This window comes from Paenibacillus sp. JZ16, from assembly GCF_015326965.1.
Lineage (GTDB): Bacteria > Bacillota > Bacilli > Paenibacillales > Paenibacillaceae > Paenibacillus_AQ.
In genome coordinates this window covers 449,754-475,431 of record NZ_CP017659.1, presented here as the reverse complement: position 1 = coordinate 475,431, position 25,678 = coordinate 449,754, and the positions used below count along the sequence as shown (strand labels likewise).

Annotated in this window: 15 protein-coding genes and 1 pseudogene; 4 read left to right on the top strand and 12 right to left on the bottom strand. The window is 49.0% G+C overall.

Features of this window, described 5'->3' with window-relative positions:
- Nucleotides 1–17: 17 nt before the first annotated feature.
- The 10 genes from BJP58_RS02040 to BJP58_RS01995 all read right to left on the bottom strand — a co-directional run bounded on the left by BJP58_RS02040 (nucleotide 18) and on the right by BJP58_RS01995 (nucleotide 18,580).
- Nucleotides 18–833, bottom strand: a complete 816-nt coding sequence (locus BJP58_RS02040) for a MerR family transcriptional regulator (protein WP_194542584.1) — start codon at nucleotides 831–833, stop codon at nucleotides 18–20.
- Between the two features lie 192 nt (nucleotides 834–1,025).
- Nucleotides 1,026–2,627, bottom strand: a complete 1,602-nt coding sequence (locus BJP58_RS02035; RefSeq protein ID WP_194542583.1) for a CehA/McbA family metallohydrolase domain-containing protein — start codon at nucleotides 2,625–2,627, stop codon at nucleotides 1,026–1,028.
- A 275-nt stretch (nucleotides 2,628–2,902) separates the two neighbouring features.
- Nucleotides 2,903–6,121 carry a glycosyl hydrolase gene (locus BJP58_RS02030; RefSeq protein ID WP_194542582.1) on the bottom strand — a complete coding sequence of 1,073 codons (3,219 nt, stop codon included), beginning with the start codon at nucleotides 6,119–6,121 and terminating at the stop codon, nucleotides 2,903–2,905.
- A 24-nt stretch (nucleotides 6,122–6,145) separates the two neighbouring features.
- Nucleotides 6,146–8,149, bottom strand: a complete 2,004-nt coding sequence (locus BJP58_RS02025) for a glutaminase family protein (RefSeq protein WP_194542581.1) — start codon at nucleotides 8,147–8,149, stop codon at nucleotides 6,146–6,148.
- Nucleotides 8,150–8,313: 164 nt separating this feature from the next.
- Nucleotides 8,314–9,972, bottom strand: a complete 1,659-nt coding sequence (locus tag BJP58_RS02020) for an extracellular solute-binding protein (RefSeq protein ID WP_194542580.1) — start codon at nucleotides 9,970–9,972, stop codon at nucleotides 8,314–8,316.
- A 72-nt stretch (nucleotides 9,973–10,044) separates the two neighbouring features.
- Complete coding sequence (locus tag BJP58_RS02015; RefSeq protein WP_071220677.1) at nucleotides 10,045–10,941, bottom strand: carbohydrate ABC transporter permease; 897 nt, start codon at nucleotides 10,939–10,941, stop codon at nucleotides 10,045–10,047.
- A gap of 12 nt (nucleotides 10,942–10,953) precedes the next feature.
- Nucleotides 10,954–11,880, bottom strand: coding sequence for an ABC transporter permease (locus BJP58_RS02010; RefSeq protein ID WP_113059944.1), 927 nt, complete (start codon nucleotides 11,878–11,880; stop codon nucleotides 10,954–10,956).
- 43 nt (nucleotides 11,881–11,923) lie between these two features.
- Entirely contained in the window at nucleotides 11,924–15,001 is a 3,078-nt protein-coding gene (locus tag BJP58_RS02005) for an alpha-mannosidase (RefSeq protein WP_194542579.1), read from the bottom strand.
- 24 nt (nucleotides 15,002–15,025) lie between these two features.
- Nucleotides 15,026–17,266, bottom strand: a complete 2,241-nt coding sequence (locus tag BJP58_RS02000) for a hypothetical protein (protein WP_194542578.1) — start codon at nucleotides 17,264–17,266, stop codon at nucleotides 15,026–15,028.
- Between the two features lie 165 nt (nucleotides 17,267–17,431).
- Nucleotides 17,432–18,580 carry a GntR family transcriptional regulator gene (locus BJP58_RS01995; protein WP_194542577.1) on the bottom strand — a complete coding sequence of 383 codons (1,149 nt, stop codon included), beginning with the start codon at nucleotides 18,578–18,580 and terminating at the stop codon, nucleotides 17,432–17,434.
- A gap of 319 nt (nucleotides 18,581–18,899) precedes the next feature.
- Here BJP58_RS01995 and BJP58_RS01990 point away from each other — a divergent pair, with 319 nt between their 5' ends.
- Entirely contained in the window at nucleotides 18,900–20,954 is a 2,055-nt protein-coding gene (locus BJP58_RS01990; RefSeq protein ID WP_194542576.1) for a GxGYxYP domain-containing protein, read from the top strand.
- Between the two features lie 242 nt (nucleotides 20,955–21,196).
- On the opposite strand, the gene BJP58_RS33835 is transcribed toward BJP58_RS01990, so the two are convergent.
- On the bottom strand, nucleotides 21,197–21,328 hold the full coding sequence (locus BJP58_RS33835) for a hypothetical protein (RefSeq protein WP_267907857.1): 132 nt from the start codon (nucleotides 21,326–21,328) through the stop codon (nucleotides 21,197–21,199).
- Nucleotides 21,329–21,467: 139 nt separating this feature from the next.
- Between BJP58_RS33835 and BJP58_RS01985 the strand changes: the two are divergent.
- From BJP58_RS01985 to BJP58_RS01975, 3 genes and pseudogenes are all read left to right on the top strand, one after another.
- A pseudogene (locus tag BJP58_RS01985) lies at nucleotides 21,468–22,570 on the top strand (GerAB/ArcD/ProY family transporter).
- Nucleotides 22,571–22,573: 3 nt separating this feature from the next.
- Nucleotides 22,574–24,106 carry a spore germination protein gene (locus BJP58_RS01980; protein ID WP_194542575.1) on the top strand — a complete coding sequence of 511 codons (1,533 nt, stop codon included), beginning with the start codon at nucleotides 22,574–22,576 and terminating at the stop codon, nucleotides 24,104–24,106.
- A complete protein-coding gene (locus BJP58_RS01975) occupies nucleotides 24,075–25,307 on the top strand; it encodes a Ger(x)C family spore germination protein (protein WP_194542574.1) in 1,233 nt (410 codons plus the stop codon). The genes BJP58_RS01980 and BJP58_RS01975 overlap by 32 nt, the downstream gene beginning before the upstream one ends.
- Nucleotides 25,308–25,441: 134 nt before the next feature.
- Here the strand turns inward: BJP58_RS01975 and BJP58_RS01970 are convergent, their stop codons facing one another.
- Entirely contained in the window at nucleotides 25,442–25,612 is a 171-nt protein-coding gene (locus BJP58_RS01970) for a hypothetical protein (RefSeq protein WP_194542573.1), read from the bottom strand.
- Nucleotides 25,613–25,678 lie beyond the last annotated feature (66 nt).

Below are 25,678 nucleotides of genomic sequence, written 5' to 3'. Positions count from 1 at the left end.
GCTGGAGGGTCAATCGTTTATTTAGCAAGCATTTGAATTTCGGTTACGAATTGAGAGGGATCACCGGTAAGCCCGTAATCAATGTATGTGATCTCCAACGCATCCTCGATCAGGCTGTATCCTTTTTCCTCGATATAATCCAGGAGCATTCTATAATGAGGCGCTGCATCTTCGTGTGTCCCGGCAAACCGAATCGTAATATAAGTGCCTTGGGGCGATATCTTCTCTTCGACCTCAGTGCTGCTGCGCGCACTTTCCTGCTCTACAATGACAAAAATGGAGTCATATTCATCAAATTTACTTTGCATTAAACGATTAATCGAGATCGATAATCCTACTTTGCCAAGGAAAATGGTGGACTTCATTTTGGTGCTGTTCTCCAATAATCGGATCGGCATATCCAGATTGTCGCTTTTATGTATGTTCTGTTTGAGCAAAACCATCACTCTCTCGGGAAACTCGACTTCCCGAATTTTGTAGAGCTCTTCCTTATTCGAGGCATCTTCGATCTGCTCAATTCGGCTTTTGATCTTCGCCCGGATTCTTTGATATTCCTCAATTTTCTCTTCGGTTCTGCGCTGCTGCTCCTTGAGCAGGGTTAGTATATTCTCAATCTCCCGATCATCCAGAAAAAGCTTAATGTCCTTTAAAGGGATGCCAAGCGCCTTGAGATACAGAATGGTATTCAGCTGCTCGAATTGATCGACCGAATAATAACGGTAATTTGTCAGATGATCCACGGTTGCCGGTTTAAATAAATCAATATCGTCGTAATACCGGAGGGTGCGGATATCGATCTGAAAAAGCTTGGATATTTCACCGATCGTAAACATATCATCTCTCCTCTCCTTAACAGCCTATACCCTTCGTTAAATTTGCACAATAAAATGATAGGATATGCAGCAAAATACAACCAACTTCTCATCAGCTATATTACGAAATGCATCATTATACTTCGTGTAAAAAAACAAAAAGACTACCGAACCACCGGCAGTCTTCTAAATAAATCGAGTGCGATTCGCATCCTACTGATGCTTTCTCTGTTTGTTAGGGCCTTTAACCGGCTTGTCGCCAACGCTGACAAAGATCGGATTAGAATAAAACCACAGGTCGATGTAGTTTCGTTTATTAATTTCCGCAAACCGCTGCTCATTGTCTTCGATGTCCGTTTTCGGATCTATGAGTGGGTCGCCATTGCTGGTTTCTCCAGCAACATTCACGCCAAGATTAGTCCCTCTTAAACGGAAGTATTGATCCTTCGTTGCGGTCGTCCGATAAGTGATGACGTTGTATCCATCCCGATCGGTCTTCCAATCCTTGCTCGTAAACCGTTTAACCACTTTCGTCGAATCGTTAGTGCTCCTGCTGTAAGCCGCCGTACCTGGCTGCGCTTTACCTGTTACGTCGCCTGAGATCAAATCGACATGATCTACGGTTACAGGATCACCGTTGTTATTTTTACTCGGACTTTTGAATCGGATCGTAATTTCAATCGGGTTCCCTTTCTTCACTTGCAGGTTACTCCCCATTTCGGCCTGCTTGTTCCCGTGACGAACGCGATAATCCAGCGCGTTAATTAAATCGCCGTAGACGGAGAACGATTTACCCGAACGCATACCGTTAAGTACGCTTTGCATGTCGTCCCCATTCACCCAAGTGTAATTTTTAGCGTATTGCCCGGGCCAATATCCACTGGAGTACAAACGGTTTTCACTGATCTCAAAATGAGAATCCGAGTTCGCAAAGTTCCAAAATTCGCGTCCTTCGCCAAGCAGCGCATCCCATACGCCGCCAACCTTGGCAATCATGTAATCAGCGCCGCCGTACGTTCTGTTTTCCGGCGTGGTTAAGTTTAGTCCGCCGCGGTCAGGCTCCATCTGATTCCCCGGCATGCCTTCCATTCCGAACACCACGTTTGGCGCAATATTGTTGAAATCCCGGATATCCGCGATGGTGTACACGGTTTTTCTGGAAGGATGGTTGAGCAATGCATAACTGCGGTTTCCATAGCTTTTCTGAAGCCATGCCAGTGCTGCTCGGGCATCTTCGGGAGTCGTATAGGCCCGGCTGTCTTGTTTATTCCAATCGGCTACGTCTTTGGGATCGAACATCGCTTCATCCCGATCGGTGAACAGATACTCGAACTGACGGGCTGCCTTGAGGCTCGATTCTGAACCGTATTTACCTGATATAATACCGATTCCCACATGTTCATATGTAGGCATGTCCCACTCAAAGCCTGAGAAGATAATCTTGTTCTTGTATTTCCCTGCTTCCTGAAGCTGCTGAATCTTGGGAATCTGGTATTGAGCCATTCCCATGGAGAACGGAATAGATCCGCCGGCAAGAGGATTTCCCTCGTCGTCCCGTTTAGAAACTCTAAGATGGTCGGAGACCGCGATCCAATCCAAGCCATATTTCTGGAATCCGTTGTCCAGCAGTTCCTGCAGGGATTGGCTGGCATCATCGGATTGATACGTATGCGAGTGATACTCCCCTGTCATCCATTTGCCGCTTCCTTCCGGCCTAATCCTAGCCCCATCTTCCTTTGCATGAACGATCATGCCTTGCGAAAAAATGGACAAGCTGAGCGCCAAAACCATGATGGTTTTCTTCTTTAGCTGCACTTCATGGCACCTCCAAATTGATATCGTTCGTCAAACTTCTTAAGTGTAAGCCTCCATGATGAAGAGAATGTTATCGTAAATCGTTGATTGTGTAAGAATGAAGCTCCCTATTCAATATGTCTCTATGAAAAAATATCACCCATCAAACTCGAAATACGCCATTTTCTTTTCTTCAAATCTTTAAGATTACATATTAAATATTATGTAAACCTTTTAAAAAGAATGACTACAACCTAACCTCGGCTGCAGTCATTTTCAAAGCTATCCATTTAAGATTACAATCTTTTAGACAAAGTTCGACGCACCAGCTTCACCCTTCCATTCATCCCGGAAGGCAATGCAGTCTTTCCATATAAGTTCTCCAGCGTATTGGCTGCCCGGATGGTAATCCAATTGCTCCCCTGCTCAACATATGGCGTGATGTCCCAGTGATAAGGAGGCCACAATCGAATCCCTACCTCCATATCATTCACATATAAAGAAGCTGTCTCCCTTATATCTTCAGCTTCCAGCCATAATTCCTCATCTGGAGCCAAGCTAACTTGGGTCAGATTCACTTGCTGTGAGTATTCTCCCGCTCCCGCATAATAAGGATAGCCGGCAGAAGTCCAACAACCAAACATATGTTCCGGACTCGCGTTTAGCCTCATCCGATCTTCTATAACAAAGGGTCCGATCAAAAATGCAGGAAATGAAATGGCCGGCATCGGCTCCAGCAATGATACCGTCAGAATCTCAAGTTCGTTCTCGCCCACTAACAAATGCGGCGTGATATCCACGCTAGCATAGTGTTGATCCTGCCAAGTAGAGGGCTGCAGCGCATTCTGTCTTACGCCATTCACGAAGATTTCAAGGTTGCGCCTGCGCTGCAGGAAACCGATATGGGAAGGGATCTTCTGCTCCACATCGTCCAGAATGAGCTCGATCTTCGGTGATGGGTTGTTATTGGATTGATCCGGAAGCCCCCTACCGCTCGGTGATTGCAAGCGTTCGATCAGTTCCTGCGTCATGGTAAACGTTGTACGATACGTGTTCACTTGCCCAGGCATCGTAGCGTTCATCCTGGACTGTCGGTCATTCAGCGTGACCTGCCATTGGTCGAGTAATAAAACATTAGGTTCGAGTGTCTGGAAACGCCATGGATTATCAAGAAGGGTTACATCCTCTGCATCCCGCTTCATATCGAACATTTGTTCCGTTGAACCAATTGTGCTCTCCTCAGGTACAACCGATAGCACTCGCAGCTCCCCAGCTGCATAGGTAAGAACGGAATCGCTGGCTAACCGGCGTATTTTTCCGCTTTCCAAGCCCCATTCTTCGATTCGGTACTTCGCCTCAATGGCATCAAGCTTCATGGAAACGAGATTCTCCGACCAGTTCATCAGCCACACATATACCCGAGTCCCGAACACACGTTCTACACTAATCAAATCCTCATGTTGTCCTTCGATCAACTTCCATCGTAAAACAGGACTTTTCCTTAATAACCCGCTTACACGTTCACACAATGAATCAATCGGATCAACAAGTGGCAAGTTCTCCAGGGAATAAAACAGAGTATACCCCTTGCCGATGGATCGTAATTCATTATGCTGCGGAGTCGAACCAAACAGCGCATGCATATGCTTCGCCAGTTCCGGATCATGATGCAAGCACTCGCTATGCCGCGGTATCGCTCCTACAGCAATGAGAGTACCGCCTTGCTTAACATACGAAACGAGCTGTGCGGCTATGTCCTTCGACATGACCTCAATCTCCGGCATAATCAAAACCGAATATATGTTCGCACACCCGTTAAATCGCACCCCTTCTCCATCCATAAGGCTTGCTTCGCGAAGCTGAGATTCGTCTACATAGTCGTAATCAATGGATCTGCGAAGCATCCGATCCGACAGGAGCGAGAATAGAGCATCGGAAGCGGGATATTTATTCGATTGACCGGATACGAACATATTTTCGTATACCGTATGGATAGGTGACAGCAGAAGAATCTCCGGTGTACGTTTACCGCTCGCGCCAAGCAGACCCAGTCGACCGAGATAGTCGGCAAAAGCACGATAATGCGGCCAGTGAGGCGCATGCTTGAATTCCGTCGGCGGGAAATCGGTCTTCCGATACCCGGCAAACGAGTAATAGAACGCATGCGGGATGAAGAGGTTAACGCCCAGAAATGCCATGAAATTGGCATCCAGTCGCCGCTCTCGCATGGAATAGCCGTGACCGCTTGCGCCAAACGATTCGCAGATCACCCGTTCCTTGCTGTTCAGCTGAGCGACAGAAGCTGCCGTCTTCACCGACACGATCCGATGCGGATTCTCCTTCGTGCCGATTCCGGGCGTTAAATAATCCACGCCAGCGTAGTGAAACTGCTGCAGCACCCGGGTCTGATTGCCTTGCGATCTAGCCTGTCCCCAGACCGGCTCTTCGAGCGTATGACCAATGTAGAGCAGTCCATGCCGCTCACACCATGAACGAATCGCTTGATGATAGCCCTCAACATACCAGCGTGTTATCGTATCATAATACTGCTGCTTCGTTGACCGGCTGCCATCAGCCATGTTATATAACAAGGCGCCTAACCGCGGGATGAGATCATAGCCGTTCTCTTGCCGATATCGCTCCGCCATCCCTTCCGTCCAAGCGAAGACCATGCCCGGCAGGGTAGCGCCTACATCGTGAACTGCCGTCCGGATCGCTTCCACCCCAAAGAAACCATCATGGATCATTAGCCCGGGTTCGTCGGTGAAAACGCCCTGTATCGTTGTGCCGAAGTATTCCTGCAAGGACTGAAACGGATCATAGGACATTCGGATGAAGGCCTGAACGGCTTCCGGATTCAACGTATCCAAGTAGTACCCATTGGCAAACGTGATCCCTTCCGCGATCTCGCAGGACCAGCAGGCCAGCACGATATAAGGATCCTCCGTAGTCGGCGTCCATTCTCTACCCCATACATGCGTAAGATCCTCCGGTTCATCACAGAGCATCCATTCCCCGTCCTGCCAAGCAGCGCGATAAGCCAGGATGGCAATAAGCTCATTGTGATCATAACGCGCAAAATCCAGCTTCAATCCTTGTTGTTGTCCGTCATGCGTATATCTTTTCTCTTCAACCCTTAAATAACGCATGCGATATTCCGGATGCTGACGCGTCAGTTTGCCGCCCAACGTTCCGCTTGGCCAATTGTCCTCATCGTACAGCCAGACGACCATATTGCGTTTCTTGCACTCCAGGGTACAGAACTCCAACGCTTCCATGAATGCCGGCGACAGGTAAGAGGTTTGCATCCCATGGCGCGCATGCAGAACAACACCTCCAACACCCGCTTCATACATCGATTGGATCTGGCTTTCCAGCTCCGGCCTCGTGAGCTCATGATTCAGGAACCAGAACGGCTGCGGGCGATATGTGGCATCCGGATTCTCGAATTGCTGCTTCAGTTGCATTAGATCCTTATGGGCTATTTCTGCCTGAACATTAACGTTATTCAACATGCATCACCTGTCTTATCACAGATTTCATTCAGACCGGGACATAAGCAACCGGATGAAAAAACCACCGACAACGGAGCGATTCTGGAAGTTCATCTGTTTGCCGCTAAGCGTGTCATACCAATCGGTCACCGGAACGCGAGCAGAGGTTTCATTCATGAAATCCCATAAGGGCGCAATCATGGCTTCAAACTGGGATTGCGTGGCACTCATGGAGGCACACCATACCAGCCAATCCGCTTTTGTATACGTATCGCGGCTATCCAGCGGAAGGCCGTAACGATTCTGTTTCAACTTATAATAGTCCAGCTCTTGGGCAGCAACTTCTTTTGGAAACAGGTTTAATTCCAGCAGGCGATCCCACACCAGATTGTATTTCAAACTCCAGGTATCGTTTGCGCTGTCAAACGTAAGCTTATAATGATCACCTGCATCGGCCATGGATATCCACTCATTCGCCATATTCCGAGCGGCTGCAAGATAAGATGCCCCTTCCTGTGAGCCCAACAGGTCGCACATGTATGAATACGCGGCAATGCCCAAGATCGCTTTAATGGACAAATTCGCATTATGCGCCAAATGTCCGGCAAAATCATCCGTGCACAGCTGATTATCCGGATCGAGTCCATGCTGCAGTAGATATCCCGCCCAAGAAGTAAGAGGTTCCCAGTGCTCCCGGGCAAAATCCGTATTCCCTTCATATTTGCAAACCGCGGCAGCCATTAGGAGCATATTCCCGCATTCTTCGATCGGCATCTGGTATTCCAGCTTGTTCTCGCCATACACCTGCCCGTTGGCTCTGGGGTATGTTCCCACGTCATGAGGCGCAAAATCGAACGGCCAATCAGGGCTCATGGCATACTTATAAATCGGGCGCATCATCCCCTTGACCAGCTCAGGATTGTATCTCAGGAACAATGGAATCGACGGATAACTGACATCGACCGTAGCGATGCATCCGTTGCTGAAATTCTCCTTGGAAAAAAACAGCACATGTCCCACTTCATCGGCAACCAATTTATGCGCGGCTACCGCCTGTCGATACGTCAAGGCCAGGATATCCCGGTATTTTTCACCGCCTGCGGCAAGGCTCTCCGCCGTCAGCTCGCGATTGAAACTCTCACATTGCTGCATGATGACTTCATATTGGGCGGCGGATTGTAACAGCATGTCATGGAACGTCAATCCGTTTCGCTTCCAGTAAGCATCCAGCGGCTGGTTAAAATATTCGATGGCATGAATATCATCATACGCAAGCATCAGATACTCAGATACCCATTCATCCCGTACTGGGCCCAGATCGATTTCGGCTGCCATAACGGGGGTATGATTGGATACGGCCCGCGGCTTCTGCTGATCATCTTCCGGGGGGAATTGACCGGTTCGTACATATAACTCACGGCTTGACACAGAATGAATCACCGTCTGGATACGTTCCGTACGGGGAACCGCCAGCACCATATACCCCCAATCGATTCGGGTATCATCTCCGGCAAGCTGAAGAATCGGCTGTTCGACAGTACCCATCGCCATCATATTCAATTGTCCATCGATAACGCGATGCTCCCAGGTCACTTGCTGATCCGGTGTATTTACGCACCATTCGCCTGTAACATCGAAGTAGAGCTTGACATCATGTTCACGCCCATCCATCGAACGAACCTGAACTGTCACATACGTTACGGGCCGGGACAACAGATCAAGATCATTCAGTAATAAAGGCGTGGTGAACTCAACTTGAAGCTCAATGCCTTCCCCTTGGAACGTATAACGGGTAGTTACCGGCTCAACCGTCAAATCGGTTTGTTGAAGAACTTCAAGCTCGGGATGCTCTGCTGAATCCGCTGCTGCTACCTTCCCCATAAATCGTCTGGGCAAGCCATCGATGATCGCAAGGCCGACCATACCTTGGATCTTGTTCGTCCAATGCCGGGTATGATCATCGTAGAGATGATCCGCAGCGGACCATACGCTGAAGTAAGGATCTACGGTGACCAGCGGTACGGATGGAGGTCTGAATTTCGTTGTCATCTGACATCAACTCCTTCATGTCTTGTTTATTCTTGATAATGCCTTCTATATCCTTGTGATGGGGAAACAAAAACCAAAGAGAACAGCAAAAAGCTCCGCCCCCTTGATGGCCAAGGTGCTGCGAAGCCTTTCGTTTTACCGGGCTCCCTTGACGATGGAAGTCATCAGTTCGGCATCTGAACGGTTACCACGTCTTTCCCCTTCAGATTTTCGTTCGTGAACTGCATCGCTTTCTCATATCCGGTTTTACGGAGCTGTTCCCGTAGTTCATTGATAATGCTCATCGCCGCTTCATCCGATTTGGCAAATACCGCTTCCTTCCACGCATCTCCCATTCGATCCATCGATGGCTTCAGCATTTCCCATTCCGGCGCCTTCGTGATAACATCACCCGGGTTATAAGCAGTAATTACGTGAATGCCGTTCGGACGGAGGATTTTGCGAGCGTTCTCCATCGCTTCAAGCCTTTCTTGTTCCGCCCAGATGTCTCCTCCCGCAGCGGAATTGATGCGGTCAAGCCCTGTCAGCGATTCCAGACCGATGCTGATACCTTCGTTCTTCCGCAGCTTCATGTTGGTGTCCGTGCTGAATTTGTCAAACCATTCCTGATTGGCAACAGGCTTGCCGTCCTTCATGTCCCAATGAACACCCTGCACCCCGTACCGGGCCAGCATAAAGCCTTCATCGGAAGCCATGAAATCCAGGAACTTCAATGCAGCGTCAACGCAAGCGCCTTTGCAGTTCTTCGTGATCGCCGTTACGTTATTTCCCTGAATCCCCAGATCGACGGGCCTGTCCGGCTCAACGTCAGCGCGCTCCAACGGACCGAGAGGAATGTAGTCGCTGCCCGGATGCGAAGAGACATACTCCTTGGAAGCATCCAGGATGGCCGGATAGTGCGCGGCCAGGATGGCGATGCGGCCTTGATTGATTTTTTCCTTGGCAATCGGGTCTGTCTGGGTGAAGGCTTCAGGATCCATCAACCCCTCTTCAACGAGCTTTCGATAAAACAGCGTGTATTCTTCATAGCCTTTGGTGAAGAAGTTATGTTCAACCGTGCCGTCGCCTTTGTCGACGTAACTCGCTCCGGAATAAAACATGGTGTTGCCGATGCCAACGGCCCAGCCGTTACTGAAACCGCCCAGCGGAAAGACCGGCTGGCCGTTCTCCTGCAGATTGGCATCCTTGATTTTTTTGAGGAAGTTGTAGAAATCCTCCTTCGTCACAACGGATTGCGGATCGACGCCGACTTTCTCGGCGATGTCTTTGCGCACATAGAAACCATAAAGCCAATCCATGCCGTCTTCGTTCGTGGCCGGCTGATTTTGCAGCAGCAAATATTTTTTACCGTCGTAGGCGTCTATCGCTTTCTCATATAATGCCGGCGGCACATTTTCTTCCGCAATCGATTTGGACAAGTTTGGATAATCCTTCAGCTTGTCCGATATATCCACCAATTGTCCCTCTTTGGCAGCCTTAATGATGCCATCCAATTCCCCGCCCCAGGCTGGCCCGGTATAAATGTCCGGCAAATCCTGCGTGGCGAAGATCTGGTTAACCTTCTCCGTCTCACTGCCTTTTGTATATTCCCACTCGAGGGTAACACCGGTTTTCTCCTTAATGACTTCCTCCACGGGCGTTATGGCATCAGAACCGTTGGAACCATTCCAATTGTGTAGTATTTTGAGTTTGTATGAATTCTCTCCTTCTGCCCCTTCTCCGTTATCTCCGTTCCCTGATGAATTCGTGCAGCTGATCAGCAAACCTCCAACCATGATGGACACGAGCAATGCGGATACGCCTTTCGACCAAATCCTCTTCAAACCAATCGCCTCCTGGAATATGGATATCAATGATCTTGGTAAAGCTTTGGACAAATTCCGGGTCAGGATGACCTAACCTTTAACTGAACCGATCATAACCCCCTTTACGAAATATCGCTGCAGGAACGGATAAATGCACAAGATCGGGAAGACCGTAATGACAAGCAAGGCCATCCGGAGCGATTCCGGCGTCGCGCCAGCACCGCTGGTTCCGCCAATCGTCTGTCCGCCCTGCTGCGCGGCTCGCTGCATCGAATTCGACAGCGCTTCAGCTTCCGTCAGCATTTCTTGTAAAAGGGTCTGCACCGGTATCAAATCTTTGTTGGATACATAGTAAGCACCCGAGAACCAATCATTCCAATGGGCCACCCCGATGAACAAGGAGATAGTGGCAAGCACCGGGCCCGATAGCGGCAGTATAATCCGCACGAAGATTTGAAAATCGCCGTACCCGTCAATGCGGGCAGACTCCTCCAACTCCTCGGGGATGCCTTGCAGGAAGGTTCGGATGATGACGATATGCATGAAATTGAACAGCATCGGCAGCACATACACCCAGAAGCTGTTGATCAGATGCAGCTTTTGCAGCGTGATGAAGAACGGGATGAACCCGGCACTGAAAATCGTCGGCAAAAAGATGTAAAAGGTGAAAAAGGAGCGGCCCGGCAATGTCTTTTTGGAAAGCGCATAAGCCATGAGCGTACACAGCACAACATGCAGGAATGTACCCAGCACGGTGCGCATGAGCGTAATTTGGTACGCCTTCCAGATGCGGGCGTTATCGAATACCTGGGCGTAGTTCTCCAGCGTGAATTTACGGGGCAAAAAATAGATCGCCCCCATCATCGAATCCTTCCCGTCGTTAAGGGAATACGCCAAAATGTAAATAAACGGATAGATCATCGAAAATCCGATGATGGCGAGAACGGTGTAATTGAACATCGAGAAAAAAGACCATTTACGTTTCATTACGTCACCTCCTTAGAACAGGGATACATCACTGACTTTACGGGCGATGCGATTGACGGTCAGAACCAGGATGAGCCCGATAATGCTTTGGAATAGGCCGACCGCAGCGGCGTAACTGAGACGCCCTTCCCGGATACCGGAATTGATGGCGTGCACGTCCAGCACGCTGCCCATACTGGCAGTCGCAGGACCATTCAAGAGAAGGAGCTGTTCATACCCGGCGCTCATCAGATTTCCCACGGCGAGAATAAATAAGATGATGGCCACATTGCGGATACCAGGAAGTGTCACATGCCACATCTGCTTGAAGCGTCCTGCGCCATCGATCTTGGCAGCTTCGTACAGCTGCTGATCGATACCCGCAATGGCGGCCATGAAGATAATCGAATTCCAGCCGATGTTCTTCCAGATATCGGACCCGACAATCATCTGATAGAACCAGGTAGGATTGTTCAGGAACTGGATCGATTCGACCCCAAACGATCCCAGCAAGTCATTGACCGGACCGCCATATGGAGTCAGTAAACGCTGCATCAGCGTGACAACCACGATCCAGGATACGAAATAAGGTAAATAAGAAAGCGTTTGAATCGTCTTCTTGAATTTCATCTTCCGAACTTCATTCAATAGGAGCGCAAGAATGATCGGCATCGGAAATCCGATCAACAGCTTCATAAGACTGATGATGACCGTGTTGCGAATGATGTCACCGGACTGATAGTAATTGAAGAATTGTTCAAAGTACTTGAATCCTGCCCAGGGACTCCCGGTGAAGCCGCCAACGAAGGTATAGTCCCGGAAAGCAACTTGAATTCCGTATAAGGGCACGTAAGAGAATAGAAAAAACCAGACGATGCCTGGCAGCATGAACAAGTAAAAGAGCTTGTGCTGCCAGATTCGTTTCATGAATCGGTTGTTGGTTAATCGTGACTTGCTCACATTCCCACCTCTCCTTTCAGTGGGGCGGACGGGCCGCCCCGGGTTATCCTAGCGGTAATCTCAAACGCAGCGTAATGATTTCAAATGGCGTAAAGGATAGCGTAATTTTGTTGGATGCTTCGCCAAGCGGCAGCGCTGCAAGGATGTTTTCCATCAAATCCGTAGTCCAGGCTTCGGCCGCTTCAAATCCACAATGAAGTGTCGTGCTGGCATGTGTTCCCGATGTTTCATACAGACGAACCACGATGTCGTCGCCATCCTCGGCTTTCTTGACGGATTCCACCATAATGTTCGGATGATCCGGCCGCAGAAATGCTTGGGAAGACGGAAGCTTTCCTGTCGCTTGGTCAGGCACGGAAGGCAAGGATATCGCCCGAAGCGGGATATTCAGCTCATTGCCTCGTCGATAGATTTCGGCTTGAACATGGTTCCCTTGATGCGGATATAACGAATATGTGAATCGGTGCTCCGCACGGTCTGCATCCGGATCCGGATAAGAGCTGCTGCGAAGCAAATGCAGATCCAGCACGTTATGGATCGCCCGATGGCCGTATTTGCAATCATTGAGCAGCGCGACCCCATAATCCGGCTCCGATAAATCAATCCATTGATGGGCACAAATCTCGTCCTTCGCAAAATCCCACATCGTATTGCGGTGGGTCGGCCTGCTCAAGCTGCCGAACTGGATCTCGCAATGAACCTGATCCGTACGTATATTGACCGGGAACGAGGTTCTTAGCATCTTGCCGTTCTCTCTCCAATCGACGGACGTCTCGAAATCGATACGCCGGCTGCCCTCCGTCAGCACAACGGTCTGCGTCAGCGCAGATTCGCCATAAGCGTACTCGAAGACCAGCCCGACTCGCGGCCCGTCCCGCAGCTTCTGTATCGCGAGGAGGTTTAACGGCTTGCCCGGGTTCGCCGAATAGTCATGACGGAAATCCCATGCATCCCCTTCGTCATGGTACACGCGAAGATCGTTACCCGAGTGGCCTTGCTGAATGACTTCGCGAGCTTCCGCCTTATCCAGGATCGATAGAATGCCCCCGTTTTGATCAAACTTCACGATCAGTTTGTCGTTCTCCAGGCTTCGCTCCGAAACTGTAACGTCTAATTCCGCTTCCGGTGTTTCCAAAAGCATTTCAATACCTGACGCTACTTCATCTTCAGCTCCGGCATCGGCGTCATTCGATATCACGGTGTAGCCCATCGATGGAACCAACACGTGATGCCATCTTCCATTCGCGCGCAGCCACTCCCGGCGTTCCCAAGGTAGCGAATTAAATACGACCGTTCCGGGGGTAGCTTTGGCATCGTGTGAAATGTGGTCTGCCAGATAGCGATAGGTCTCGGCAATCATAGCCTCCGTGTTTGATAGCAGCTCTTCATAACGTTCTAACGATTCATCATACACCCGCTTTATTGAAGAGCCCGGAAGAATGTCGTGGAACTGATACAGCAGAACTTCTTTCCAGATCGTCTCCAGCGTCTCGGACGGGTATGTCCTGCCTAACCGGGCAGCCAGCACGGAAGCAAACTCCAGTTCACGCAGCGCTTTCTCCATCTTCCGGTTGTACCGCTTGCTTCGTGCCTGACTGGTCAGGGTGCCTTGATGCTTTTCCAGATAAAGCTCACCGCGCCACGTCTGGAATGAATCGCGTTCTTCGTTCAATCGCTCAAAGAACTTCCACGAGGGCTCCTGTATGACAGGGGATAGACCAAGCAGGTTCTTCTCGCGTGCAAGCCGCTCCAAATGCTCTTCACCAGGACCGCCGCCGCCGTCCCCAATGCCGAAGAGCATCAGGGCATGACTGGATACATTTTTATCTAAATATTCCCGCTCCGCTTTGGCGATGGAACGCGGGGCTGCCGGACTGTTGTACGTATCTTCAGGCGGCATATGCGTTAATACGGCGGAGCCGTCAATCCCTTCCCATAGGAAGGAATGGTGAGGGTGCCGGTTATATTCGCTCCAGGAGAGCTTCTGGGTCATCATGTAATCCACGCCCGACTTCTTGAGCAGCTGCGGCAGGCTGGCTGAGTAACCGAAAACATCCGGCATCCAGAGCGATTTCATCTCCAAACCGAATTCCTGCTGAAAGTACCGCTTGCCATACAGGATCTGGCGCACCAGAGATTCGCCGCCCGGCACATTGGTATCCGACTCCACCCACATGGCCCCCTGCGGTTCCCATCTGCCTTCGCGTACCCGCTCCTTGATCTGTTCATATAACGCGGGATAATGCCGCTTCATCCAGTCGTACAGCTGGGGCTGGCTTGCGCCGAATACATACTCCGGATAGCGTTCCATCATGCGAAGCGCGGTCGAGAACGTCCGGGCGCCTTTCCGGATCGTTTCGCGGATGGGCCACAGCCAGGCCAAATCGATATGCGCATGACCCACCGCGCTGATCGTTAAGACCGGATCGCCTCCCTGCAAGCTTAATTGTTTATCCAATTGCTTCTTCGCTTGTTTGACCTGCTCCGGCGAGAATTCCGTTAACTTCAGTGATACGTCATAGAGGGCCTGATAGATTTTCTCTTTGCGCGCGGTTCCGGCAGGGAGCTGCTCGGCAGCTTCCAAGAGGACTTCGACATCGTAATATAGGCCTCGAATGTCTTCCCGGCAGACTGCGATGACAGCCTCTTTCAAAGAGCCTCCCTGGTATTTGCCGAAGAGATCGTTATTGCCTGCATCTGCCCATACTTCAATGTCAGATCCTCTCATGTACATCTCATGAAGCCGGACAACACGCTTGCCGGGGAGTCCTAATGAAAAATCGAATTCCGAATTCACGGTAGTCAATCCCTGGACCGGAGATCCTTCCCGGTCCACCAGACACAACTCGCCGTTAATGTCCAGTAAAAGGACGTGGTCTTCCTTACAGCTATTTTCCGGAAGGCTGCCGGTAAATCGGAACCAGGCACAGTCCCACAGGTTGCCCCATCGTTCTCCGTGGACAAGCGTCATTGGCGCACCCGTCATTCGATCCATGAACGATACGGGCTCGGGCGTAACCCATGCCTTCACTTCCAACTCGGCAACCGGCTCATATATCGCTTCCCGAAGCTGGTTTAACATTTGTTTTAACCGTTCCGGCCTTATCGGTTCGTATGGCATGATGATTTGCTCCTCTCTAGTGCGTCAATCGGCTGCAGAGTCAGATATGAACTTCGCTTTCCTTGCTGTCCAATCCACCTGGATCTCTGCATGGTTCACGCTGCCATGTTCATACTGCAGCAGCACGGTTTGCGACTTCGGATCCCACTCCCATTCAGCAGGTACGGCTTGATCCTGAATAACGTACTGTACAGATTTCGGCTCCATTGGGCAATACAATCTCGCGCTTGCCTGCAGATTGGACGGCCCTCTCGCGATGAATCGGAAGCCTGATTCCGTCTGGACAAGATCCTCGATTCGGGAGGAAGCGGCAATGACGGACACCTTGCCGTCCGAAGGACGTCCGGCCTCAACATCATAGAGCAGCACCTGTTTCCCGGGGCTTAACGTAACCTGATCCAGAACGGATAGCTTCGAATCGAACAAGTCCACAATCGGGCCCGAGATATTCAACGGCTCAGCGGAGATCGATTCCTCCAGAACCGAAGCGATCAGATAAGGGCCTCTCTTGAGCTTGAAATAATGTTTGGAATTCCACGGTCGTTCTGCGCCATGATGTGCTTCCAGCGTGGATTGGACGGCTTGCCGCAGCCGGTCTGCCCCCGCTTTGGATAGGGTGAGTTCAGCCGGATGCTGATCCAACCAGCACACGATGCCTTTTCCTACCGGATGGACGCCTTCCGCTTTCCCCTTCAGGCCAAGCTGCTCAAACAGATGCTCCCGCGGCGAGTTATACTTCGAGCCAAACGGTTGATCCTTGCGGTCATTGTTCCACCATGAACGAATACCGTGATATGGATCGCTGTCATCGCCAACATAGATCAACGCCCCGCCATCCTGCACCCACTGGGCAAGAGCATTATGAATGTCCGGATACTCCGGTTTAATAAATTCATAGCTCAGAACCAGCACGCGGTATGGAGCCAAATAACCCGGATACCGCCTTACATTATCCAGCTGAAGCGGACGAACCGGGATTCCATGTTTCAGCAGCGGCAGTGACAGACCGTAGAAAGGGGAAAAATCGAGAAGCTCGGTGTCCCCTTCCGCCTGAAATCCTTCAGGGTCCGTACCGTCGTATTTACCGGCATCGGGCGCTTCCGGATCCGGCTTCATCCGCTGAAACATCGCGGAGTCGGCAATAAGAACGCCAACCTGCAACTCATCTTCTGCCGATTCGATCACTTCCTGGTCCATGTTACCCAGCGTGTGCATGACCTGGAGCAGCGTCGTTGCATAGTCAGACGGGATGGACTCCTTACCCGAGCCGTCTTCAGATGGATAAGTTCCCTTAAAGATTCTTCGCGGCCAGGGTGAAACTTCGTAATGGGCCACTCCGGGATGCAGCAGTGAGGCGACCACGGTCTTTAAGTAGTTCTGTTTGTAATCCGCCCAAGTGTGGTTCGGGTTATCTTCAATCGAATCATGCAAGAACCACATGCGTCTGTCGGTTCCGCGGACCAGCTCCTGCATCACGCCATATTCAAGGTAAGCGGTTTCAAACGTCCGTTCCTTGCGCAGTCCTTCATACACATTCGGCGTTCGGGACGTCCCCGTCCAGATCTGTGCAATGTACCCGTCAATGGACGGAAGCTCAACGAGCCCGGATTGCGGGCTGACAATTCGCCACTGCGTGTAATTGATCAGGGAATGAGTCGGAACGTAAAAACGAAGGACTCGGCCATAACGATGCAGCGCGTAATCCTTCATCTCTGCACATAACCGGTCCAGCACGCGTGTATATAAATACGCTTTCAATTTGGAAGCCCGGTATTGTGCGTCTGGGGAAACGTGCGGTGGAATCCATGGCTCTTTGTAATACAGCAGCCATTCTCGCTTAAATGCTTCCGAATAACCGCCATTTACCCAGAATTCGGGCTCCTCCAGATGAATGGCCTCTACGCCCGCATCAACCGCAATGCGTATTCGATCCGCTAGATAGCGCCCAAAGGAAATCGTTGGCACCATGTAAGGAATAACCGGTTGTTTGCCATGCAGGATCATCTCTCCGTGACGATCGGTCTGTGCTTCATCCCAATGTGATAAGCCGTCAACCTCCCCGTCCAGGTAGTTGTTGTATGTCCCCCATGCGACTCCTGTCATCAGATGGACGATATATCCTTTGTCCTTCCATTTCTGAATGCGCTCCGGCATCGTTTTATCAATTCCGTAGACCATCACAAAGTCAGTCTGAAGATCATAGTCGGGATGATAAGGGGCCGATTCCTGAAAACCGGTTCGTTCTTCTCTGCGGTCTCTTGGCACGTTCTAAACCTCCCTGCTCTGGTTAGATGCACTCTTGCTTCTTGGGTATCCATCATTTTCTAGAATATAATATATAATATTAATATATTCAATATGTTTTTTAGTGAGAAATAAAAAAAGCCCTCTCCGTTAGTTAACGGAAAAGGCTTTTCCTTAGCGTAAGTATTACGTTTGTGGAACATGACCCGACGTTTGGCGAATGACCAGCTCCGGCTCAATCAGCAATTTGCTGTAGCTCTTCACTTCTCCATGACCGCGCAATACTTCGAGCAGTTTACCGGCAGCCTGGTATCCCATATCCCATTCAAACTGTTTGACATGGGTAAATATGCTGAATTCCTCCACGATAGAAGTCGGATCGTCGAAGCTGACGATCGAAACGTCTTCCGGCACGCGAAGTCCCGCTTGCTTGGCCATCTGATAGATTTGGACGCCCAATCTCCCGTTTAGCGAGATATAGGCGGTAACCATGCGATTTCGGATATATCGGTACAATGGATGAGCTTCGGCATCCTTGAGCACACTCAGCGGTTTGAAATCCGTAATCATATGCGCCGGATTGATTAATGCGCCCTTGTCCTTTAATGCATCAATATAGCCTTCGATCCGCTCCTGAACCGTGACGGTTTGCAGGGGAGAATCCGAGCATATGGCGATGTCCCGATGTCCTAACTCCCATAGATGTTCAACGGCGAGCCTCGTACCGCGCCTTCCATCAGCCGCAATATAATGCGTCTCGACCCCTGGCAAATACCGGTCAATCAGCACAAAAGGAAACCCGGATAGTTTCATACCCAGTATTTCCTCGTTGTAGTTCTCTTCGTCTACCGGGAAAATCAACAGGCCTTCGGCTCCGAGAGCCTTCAGCTCTTTGATGGCATCCTTTTCTTTTTCCAGCTTGCCGTCGGTCAGCATGATCATGCTGCGATAACCTTCGTCATTCAGCGCAGCTTGGATTCCCTCAATGAGCCTGATGGCGAAATAATCATGGATGGTGGGCATGATCACGCCTATGATGCCCGTGGCCAGCTTCCCCTCTTTTCCCTTAAGCTTCGCAGTTGATGACTGGCCCGCAGTTAAGAAATCGGCCTCCTCTGCTACAAAACTGCCTTTGCCCGGCACCCGGGCAATTAATTTCTCATTCGCTAATCCGGTTAGGGCATTGGCAACCGTTATTTTACTGACATGAAACTGATCCATCAGCTCCTTCTCTGTCGGAATGCGGTCCCCAGGCTTCATATTTTCTGTTGTTATGACGTGCCTTATATAGTCCTGGATTTGCTGATACAACGGAATTCGATCGTTTGCACTCATTCTAATCACATCACCAATTCATTCATGATATTTGAAATATATAATATATCCTTACACATACAAGCGCAATAAACAAGCATGAGTCGATCACCAGACTATAACGACAAACTCTTGATATACCTATGTTTAATTTGCCTGATTTTCAAGAATTATAGGAAGTTTTGTCGAACCACTTGTAAAACCATACTTGAATATATTAAATATGTGTTGATAAGCGGAGTGTTGACCGGCTATTGGGCCGAAAAAGGAGGATCGATGTTTGCGGATGAACACACGCTTTGATTTCTGACCACAGATCATAACAAGGAGTGAATTCGCCATGGCTCGTAGATTCACGATTCTCTGTTTAGCTATCCTATGTGCTTTTTCATTAACGACCAGCGCAGCTTATGCTTCGGAAACGAATCCACAGTCAGCGCAAACTGACAGCTCCAATCATCGTGAACTGCCAAGTTTCAAGAAGCCTAAGCATCTGGACGTCGCAGATATTTATGATGCACCAGGTGACATCAAATTGTTGTTAGGGACCTTGCAGGGAATCGTAAACAGGGAACAGCCCCGAATCTATTTGATTGAATCCCAGGAAGAAGGGAAAATGACCTGGCTTAACGATATCAATGTGCCTTACACGCTTCATGAAGACTATTGGGACGTGTTCTCCGCATATCGCAGCGAGGCGAAAGGCATGATTGTATATGATCCGGAAGTTCCTGATACGATTAATGTCGCCACCACGCTCGCAGGTTTGAAGAATGCGGTCGTTGCCAGCCCTGAGCTGGCCGACAAATTGTCTAAAGCTCCATTCGACTTGAAGATCCTCGACGATCTTCGCGGTAAATTCGATAATCGACTTGAAGCATACACCTGGCAATATGAGCATCTGTGGGAGCAGACAACTCATCAGATGCTGATCGGGCTGGATCCGGATACAGCGATTCGTATTCCTTCCGGAATGCCTGAATCGTTCGTGACGATTGCGGAAGAGAAGCAGCAGGTGCGGGATGCGAGCAACCGTGATACTTATAACCTCGACCTCTCCTCCCTCTTGGGAGAAGCATCCGTTTATCTGCGCTTTGATGATGCTTTTACCCAGGATGGCTGGGGACCCGCGGTACATGAAATAACGATCAAGGCTGACGACAAAGAGATAGCGAGCTTCATCGCAGGAACGCCTGAAGAAGAGTCTTATCTCTATGATCGGCAAAACTCCAAGTTCAGTGAAGGCCAAGGCGGTCACCGCTTTGCCGATAACGGCAGTTATTTTGTATATGAATTCACTCCGCCTGCGGGAACCGAGATACTGACCGCAGAAGTTGATATGTGGAACCAGTACAAGGTTTCGGCGGGGAATATCCGTCCGCCTTCTGCAGAGCAGCAGGAGCCCTATGGCTATTTAAGAGATTACGCCGTTGCCAATAAAGCGATGGTATTCTGGCTCGATTCCAATGTACCTGAGCAAAAAGCGCTTTTCGAGAAAATCATGTCCGATGTGGAGCCGGGCACCCCATACCTCGGCTGGTTCAGCAACGATGTGGAAGGCGAGTTCAGCTCGGTCGAGATAGCCTCCCGTTACGGCGTCTATGTGCTGGCAGCCGATTGGTTCAGCAATCTGACCGTGTTCTCAGGAACCAAGCCGAAGTTCAAGCTGGCGAAAACACCTCCACAGCCGGCCCTTGAGAACAAAATTTATGTGACCTATACCTTTACGGAAGGCGACAACTTTCAATATAACCAGCATCGCATGCGCGTCATGTGGGATGACCCGGCCAGAGGCAAGGTTCCGATAAACTGGACTTCAAGCCCATTGCTCTATGAAGGTGCCCCTGCCATATTGAATTACTATCTAAACACGGCAACAGAGAACGATTTGCTCATTGCCGGACCTTCCGGTGCCGGTTACTTCTATCCGAGTCCATGGCCTGACGCTAGCTTCCGTGAGTTTTTGCAGCAAACCGAGAAGTATATGAAAAAGACAGGAATGACAATCCCTTATGTACTGAACCGAATCGACAGCGAAAATGTGCCGTTATCACCGTTTAAAGCAAAAGCTTATGAGGAGGAATATAACGTACCTGGTTTATTTATTAGTTATGAAGACAAATACGGGGTTGAAATTATCGGCGACAGCCTGCCCGTGTCTACGATCCGGGGGATCAGCACCGTTCAAGACGGATTGCAGGTGCTCAATGAAGCCAAAGCGAATTGGGATGGTAAATCACCGTTGTTCGTCTCGCTCGGTATGCTCGCATGGAGCATGACCCCGTCCGATGCGCTGGCGCTGACCGAACAGCTCGGGGCAGATTTCAAAGTCGTTCGCGCGGATCATTATTTCTCCTTGCTCCGTGAAAGCTACAACTTGCCAATCAAGAAATGACGATTTTTAGTTAAACAAATGACAGACGTATAATGGCATCGCAGGTCCGATTATCAGGATCTGCGATGTTTTTTATGATGGAATGGATATCCTTCCCCACCCCGTGGTTACGGGATTTAGGAGGGATAATTAACGACATTAAATATAGTTAGTTAATGCCATTAATTAATCTTACGGTCACTATTCGCTGTATGCATTTAATGTAGTTAACTAATTTAATTAATAGCATTAATTAAATGCGATCAACCTCCTAATTCATGAACCAATAGAAACTCGCGACTCCATGATCTCCACCATACATCCTCCCTAACCGGCACATTTCCTCTGCCTCCGCACAACAGCCCCACGATTTCCGCAGACTCTGTAGCTTGCATCCAGATGATTTCTCCTGATTATTTCTTGGGTAATCGCAAAAACCACATCCATTCGACAGAAGACCGAACTCTTCCCCTGATACATAAAATGCGGCAAATGGTGAATACTCACTATATCGATTAGCATGTATTCCCTCATATGGAGATTAGTATAATGCCCACTAGCAAAAAGATATCATTGATTGAGGTCTACTTCATCATGCTGTTGTCCTTGGGTATCACCAATCATGTTATCCTGATTCCGCTTATTCTGCAGTACGCGGGCCGCGACGCATGGATGGGCACCCTGCTGACCATGATCCTGCATATAGGCTGGGTCTACATTTTGTTTTTTATCATGAAGCGAACACAGCAACAATCGATATTCGCCTGGTTCAAAGATGGTTTTGGTCCGATCATCGGCTGGATATTTATATGCATCATGTCACTCTACTTTTTTGGATGTCCGTAGTCATATTAAGAGAAACGGTGACATGGATTCGGGTTACCTACCTGCCGCAAACGCCGAAAACGGTCGTCTCGCTGACCATTATTCTGCTATGCGTATATGTGGCCAATAACGGGATTCGCTCGATAGCGATCATATCCGGCATTTTGCTCCCCGTTGTGTGGGTACTGGGCCATTTTGTAGCTGTGTCGAATCTTCAATATAAGGACTACTCATTGTTAACTCCGCTATTCGTTGAAGGTTACACTCCTATGCTCAAGAGCATGATCGTAGCCGGTGGCGGGTTCATGGAGATGATTGTGCTGATCTTTCTTCAGCATCATATGAAACGAAAGATGAATTACCTCTCGATTGTTATTTTATCGGTTCTTCTCGGCGGGCTCACGCTGGGACCATTGATGGGAGCGATCGCCACATTCGGTCCTGTTCCCGCGATGGAATCCCGCTACCCTGCCTACGAACAGTGGATGCTGGTCACCATTACGAAATATATAACCCATGTCGATTTTCTGGCTCTATACCAATGGATATCAGGGACATTAATCCGCATCTCTCTTTTCCTGCTTATTATGGCCGATGGTATCTCATTTAAAAAATCCAGGCGACGCCTTTGGTATTTGTTAGGGTTGGGTACCGCACTGACTGTCTTTTCTTTAATACCGGTAATCGATCGACAAATCGAGTTATTCGTTCTCGGCAAATACTCTGCTGCATTCCTTGGCTTCCTGTCTGGGCTAACGCTATTCATTGCGATCCTAGTAACATTTAAACCTAAAACCAAAGGGGGCGGGTAGACGATGACACATCACAGACCTCGAAATCGAATGTTCCGTCGACAATCGAAACAAGCTCAGTTTGCAGTTGACCGCCGCAAGCCTGCTCTCGATACATTGGATGAGAACACCCTGCGTTCCATGTTTGCCTCTTCCGCAGACGTTGTCATCCAATCCTTTCCGGCAAAGAAGGTTAGTGCGTTTCCTGCATTGCTCATCTACTGCGAAGGTATGGTTGATCCCACGCTGATGACCCAATATGTGCTGCCGGATCTGGAAGAAAAGCTGGAACACTTCAATGAGTGGGAAGCACTGGCCAGAGAATTGGATAAATCGATGGAATGGAGTGAAATTAACCAGCATGCCGACGTTGTAAAGCTTTTGTTCGAAGGGCACATGATCCTGTTTTTTACAACAGAAAAATGCTGTTATTCCATCAATATTGCCGCACGCCCAAATAGACAGCCTGATGAATCCAATACCGAGGTGGCCATCAAAGGGGCGAGAGACGCTTTTACGGAGGATATCACCACGAACGTGGCACTCGTCCGAAAAAGGCTGCGCACGGCCACACTCCATAATGAACAAATGATCATCGGAGATCGCAGCCAGACCCGGGTTTCACTTCTATATATTTCCGATATCATACGCCCTGAAGTCGTCAACGAGGCTAAAGAGCGATTAAAAGGCATCCATGTCGATGCACTCATTACCAGCGGCCAACTGGAGGAGGCTCTTTCCGATTCCACCCTCTCCCTGTTTCCGCTGATGGACTATATAGGCAGACCGGACTTTGTAGTGGAGTGTTTGCTTCGAGGACGTTTCGTTATTCTTGTGGATGGTTCGCCAATGGCGTTAATTGCACCATGCAATTTGATGGCATTATTAAAAACGCCTGAAGATTCCTACTTCCCTTACTACTTTGTAATCTTTGAACGGCTTCTCAGGCTGCTGGGTCTCTTTCTCGCCATTATGCTACCGGGATTTTGGATTGCCCTCACAAGCTATAACATCGATCAGCTCCCCTTTCTACTTCTTGCGACCGTCACTGTTTCCAGATTTGGGCTTCCGCTTTCCTCTCCCATGGAGATTTTATTGATGCTGGGTATGTTCGAGCTTTTCAGAGAGGCTGGCATCAGGCTGCCCAAAGCAGTCGGTCAAACCATTGCGGTTTTAGGCGGTCTCATCATCGGTGATGCTGCCATCCGTGCTGGTCTTACGTCACCAACCATGCTGGTTGTCTCTGCAACAACCGCGGTCGCGACTTTTACTTTAGTGAATCAGACGCTTAGCGGGACGGTCAGCATTATTCGACTCTATGTGCTCATCTGGTCTGCCTTGCTGGGTATGCTCGGATTCTTCATTGGCATATTAACGCTTGTCGCATACCTGTCTGTTCTCGAATCCTTCGGACTTCCGTACTTAGCTCCCCTATCGCCATTAACGTTCAAAGATCTGATGAGTTCCCTCTTAAAAAAACCATGGGCTTTCAACAAAAAACGACCGCAAATGCTTCAAACGATAGATGACTCCTCTGAAGAAAGGGAACCTGAATGAAATGACAACCTGCGTCAGAATCATAAAATTAATGTGGTTAATCGTATTACTCCATTTGTTAACCGGCTGCTGGGACATTAAAGAGATTCAAGACATCAATTACATTACTGCCATCGGAATCGATCAAGAAGACGGAAACTTTGTCGTTTACACCCAGCTGATGGATTTCACTTCCGTAGCCAAAATTGATTCAGGAAAATCTGATAAGCCCTCACAAATATGGACGTCCAAAACAAAAGGGAAAAGCTTGGACTTGGCGATCAATAACATTTATGACTCTGCGCAGGAACGTACGATCTGGAGTCATATTTCCTGTATTATCATTAGTGAAAATGTGTTGAAATCGAATGTCCTATCGAAACTGGATACCATCGGTCGCTACCAGGAGGTTCGCATGACGCCTTGGGTATTCGGCACAAAGGATTCGATCGAGCAATTGATGAATATCCCGGCATTTTTCAACCTCTCCCCTTTAAATACATTAGCCCATGAACCTGTTGAGGAATATAAACAGAGATCCTATATTGAACCGATCCGATATTTCGACTTCATGGCACTGATGACAGAACCAGGCTGGACGGTTTTGCTTCCAAATCTGACGATCGATACAAAGACATGGAGCCGTAACCAAAAAGAAGATCCGAAGTTAGAGATTAACGGAGTATTTGCTATATCCAAAGGGGTATCCAACGGCTTATTCACCAATGACAAGCTTACCGGTTTGCGCTGGCTGGAAGCCGATACTAAGCGTTCCCACATCCCGATTACCAATCAGAACGGTGAATTAGCAGGAGTCGCGGTATTATCCAACCCTAAAATCAGCGTGAAAATAAACATTGTCAACGGCATGCCCAAATACCGCGTTAGCGTCAAGTTAAGTGGAAACGTAGTGGAAGCACTCGATGATATGAACAAAACGGATTTTGAATTACAGGCAGCTAAGGGGGTACGCGAGGAAATTTTGACTACGTTTAAAAATGGAGCTGCTTCAAAAACGGACCTATTCAGCTTGGAGCACGTGTTGTTCAGGAGGAACACCCGGCTTTGGAAAAAAGTCAATCAGTCATCTGCTCAAGCGATCGATCCAAGCGCACTGGAGACAGTTCACGTCGAAATCCATCTGGATCACGCCGGCATGAAGCTGCTCCCTCATCATAATAGTCCGATTACACCTACGACTAAAGACGAAGCAGACTCCTGACACTCTATAATTAAAGAACCCATAATAAAGGCAGCCTGTTCTTATAGTCAAGAACGGCTGCCTTTGATTTGGAGGAAGCTCCATATGGCATATATGATAAAGCGAATTTTTGATATTGGTAAATAACATCTTGGTTAGATGATAACGTCCACATCGTCATCCTCAAACAAGTCATCATATGCGACGTAAAGGCCTATAGCTGAGGCAATCAATACTAAGATAGCTGCAATGAACGCCAATTGCTTAACCGTAGCTTTTTTTGAAGCTGCTTGTTGTCTGCGTTTTCTTTGCGTTCCTTGGCCCATACGACATACCTCCCACTCCATGCCATTACCATAAAATATGAATTCGACATGAAAATGTTGTTAGGC

Coding starts and splice junctions, on each gene's coding strand:
- BJP58_RS01975 (WP_194542574.1), top strand. CDS start 24,075: ATGACTCCTCTGAAGAAAGGGAACCTGAATGAAATGACAACCTGCGTC.
- BJP58_RS02015 (WP_071220677.1), bottom strand. CDS start 10,941: ATGAAACGTAAATGGTCTTTTTTCTCGATGTTCAATTACACCGTTCTC.
- BJP58_RS01995 (WP_194542577.1), bottom strand. CDS start 18,580: ATGAGTGCAAACGATCGAATTCCGTTGTATCAGCAAATCCAGGACTAT.
- BJP58_RS02030 (WP_194542582.1), bottom strand. CDS start 6,121: ATGTTGAATAACGTTAATGTTCAGGCAGAAATAGCCCATAAGGATCTA.
- BJP58_RS01970 (WP_194542573.1), bottom strand. CDS start 25,612: ATGGGCCAAGGAACGCAAAGAAAACGCAGACAACAAGCAGCTTCAAAA.
- BJP58_RS01980 (WP_194542575.1), top strand. CDS start 22,574: ATGACACATCACAGACCTCGAAATCGAATGTTCCGTCGACAATCGAAA.
- BJP58_RS01990 (WP_194542576.1), top strand. CDS start 18,900: ATGGCTCGTAGATTCACGATTCTCTGTTTAGCTATCCTATGTGCTTTT.
- BJP58_RS33835 (WP_267907857.1), bottom strand. CDS start 21,328: ATGCAAGCTACAGAGTCTGCGGAAATCGTGGGGCTGTTGTGCGGAGGC.
- BJP58_RS02025 (WP_194542581.1), bottom strand. CDS start 8,149: ATGACAACGAAATTCAGACCTCCATCCGTACCGCTGGTCACCGTAGAT.
- BJP58_RS02040 (WP_194542584.1), bottom strand. CDS start 833: ATGTTTACGATCGGTGAAATATCCAAGCTTTTTCAGATCGATATCCGC.
- BJP58_RS02005 (WP_194542579.1), bottom strand. CDS start 15,001: ATGCCATACGAACCGATAAGGCCGGAACGGTTAAAACAAATGTTAAAC.